General features: G+C 62.2%; 3 protein-coding genes. All 3 read left to right on the top strand.

All coding sequences use genetic code 11. From position 1 onward, the window contains the following. Positions 1–281: thioredoxin family protein (locus tag ACO41U_RS10365; RefSeq protein ID WP_485943770.1), on the top strand; the 281-nt coding region annotated here is incomplete at its 5' end. 42 nt (positions 282–323) lie between these two features. Continuing rightward, on the top strand, positions 324–755 hold the full coding sequence (locus tag ACO41U_RS10360; RefSeq protein ID WP_485943768.1) for a Dps family protein: 432 nt from the start codon (positions 324–326) through the stop codon (positions 753–755). A 304-nt stretch (positions 756–1059) separates the two neighbouring features. Next, positions 1060–2369: GTP-binding protein (locus tag ACO41U_RS10355; RefSeq protein WP_485943767.1), on the top strand; the 1310-nt coding region annotated here is incomplete at its 3' end.

Genomic DNA, 2369 nt, shown 5'->3' with positions numbered 1-2369 from the left:
TGGACGACACCACGAGGGCGCGCATCCGGGCCATCGACCGGAAGGTCGGCATGAAGGTCCTGGTCTCCCTCTCCTGCACGATGTGCCCGGAGTTGGTGGCGGCCGCACAGCAGATCGCGGCGCTGAACCCCTCGGTGACGGCGGACGTGTACGACATCAACCACTTCGGAGCGCTGAAGGAGCGCTATAACGTGATGAGCGTCCCCTGCCTCGTGATCGACGACGACAGGGTGACGTTCGGCAAGAAGGGCGTCCAGCAACTTCTGGACGAGATCGGTTAAAAAATTCGGCCATCGGCCAAAAAATAAGGAGACATGAAAATTATGGAAGCCAAAATGAACGCGCTGCTCTCTGACCTCGTGTTTTTCTATCACAAGCTGCAGAGCTACCATTGGTACATCAGCGGCCACACCTTCTTCCAGACCCACGCCAAGCTCGAGGAGTACTACGACGACATCAGGCCGCAGATCGACGAGGTCGCCGAGACCATGCTCATGATCGGCTGCCGTCCGGTGTCGACCATGGCGGCCTTCGCCAAGCACGCGAAGGTCAAGGACGCCCCTGAGGGCTTTGCCGGCGACGTGAAGGCGGTTTATGCGTCCATCCTCGGTGACTTCAAGCACCTCCTGGAGAGCGTCAGGGCCATCAAGGCGGACGCGGACGCCTCCGACAACTACCTCGTCTCCGCGAAGATGGACGACTTTATCGAGAGCTACAGCAAGGCGATCTGGATGATCTCGCAGGCGTCCATGTAGGGCGCGGACCTTCGGACGAAGGCTATGCCGCCTGAGTGAATCTGGGTAAGAGGGGCCGACCGGCCCCTCTTTTTTACTTTGCTTTTTGCTCTTCTGCTCCGGCAGCGCAAAAACAGCAGAGCGTGCTTCCCTCCGCGCGCCCTCGAAGACCATACCGCGGCCTTCGAATTGGGGCAAACCGACAAAAAGCGCTTGGCGGCGGGCCGTCTTTTGCGGTAAAATGCAGTGCGTTTTTTTGAGGAACGAAAAGGGGAAACGTTCTCCGCAGGGGGAACCTATTTTCATTTTGGGAAGGCAAGGACCTATGCAGGCAGAAAAGATCAGAAACCTGGCTATCGTAGCCCACATTGACCACGGCAAGACGACCTTGATCGACTCCATCTTCAGGGCGGCTCAGACCTTCAGCGCCCACACGCAGGTTGCGGAGCGCGTGATGGATTCGGGCGCCATCGAGCGCGAGCGCGGCATCACCATCCGCTCCAAGCCCTGCACCGTCGAATGGGGCGGGTACCTCATCAACATCATCGACACGCCGGGGCACGCGGACTTCTCGGGCGAGGTGGAGCGCATCCTCTCCACCGTGGACTCCGTCATCCTGATCGTGGACGCCAACGAGGGCCCTATGCCCCAGACGCGCTACGTGCTGCAGCACGCGCTCTCCATCGGCATGAAGCCCCTGGTGTTCATCAACAAGGTGGACCGCGAGGGCGCGGACCCGAACGGCGCCCTCAACAAGACCTTCGACCTCTTCTTTGAGCTGGGCGCAACGGACGAACAGGCAGACTTCCCCGTCCTCTACGGATCGGGGCTCGCCGGCTGGGCCGTGAAGGACCTGAACGACCCGCGGCGCGACAACATGGACGACCTGTTCCAGGCCATCATCGACTACGTGCCGGCCCCCGACGTGGACCCGGACAAGCCCTTCCTGATGCAGGTCAGCACGCTGGCGTGGAACGAGTATGTGGGCCGCATCGGCTGCGGCAAGATCCTGCAGGGCCACATCCGCAAAGGGGACCCCTTCGTGCGGGTGTCCACGAAGTGGAACACCACGGACCACACGGGCACGGACTGGACGACGACGGGGCAGGAGAACGCCCGGGTGGTGCAGCTGTGGGTGACCCGCGGGCTGGAGCGCGTCGAGGTGGACGAGGTCGGGGCCGGCGACATCGTGTGGCTCACCGGTCCGACGGAGATCGACATCGGCGACACCTTCGCTGCGGAGGCCATTGCGGACCATCCCCTGAAGCCCTTGTCCATCGAGGAGCCAACGGTATCCATGTTCTTTCTGGTCAACACGGGCCCCTTCGCGGGGCGGGAGGGACAGGCCGTGACGCTTCGGCAGCTCAAGGCCCGCCTCCAGCGGGAGATGCACGTCAACGTTTCCCTGCGCATGGAGGACCTGGGCCGTCCGGACGGCGTCAAGGTGTCGGGGCGCGGCGAGCTGCAGTTGAGCATCCTCATCGAGGAGATGCGGCGCGAGGGGATGGAGTTCTGCGTTTCAAAGCCGGAGGTCATCACGGAAACGCGGGATGGCGTGAAGATGGAGCCCTACGAGCTGGTGACCGTCGACGTCCCGGACGAGTACCAGGGCATCGTCTTCGAGAAGATGTCCCA

It is taken from the genome of Fretibacterium sp. (genome assembly GCF_057312375.1).
This window is presented reverse-complemented; position numbering and strand designations above follow the sequence as displayed.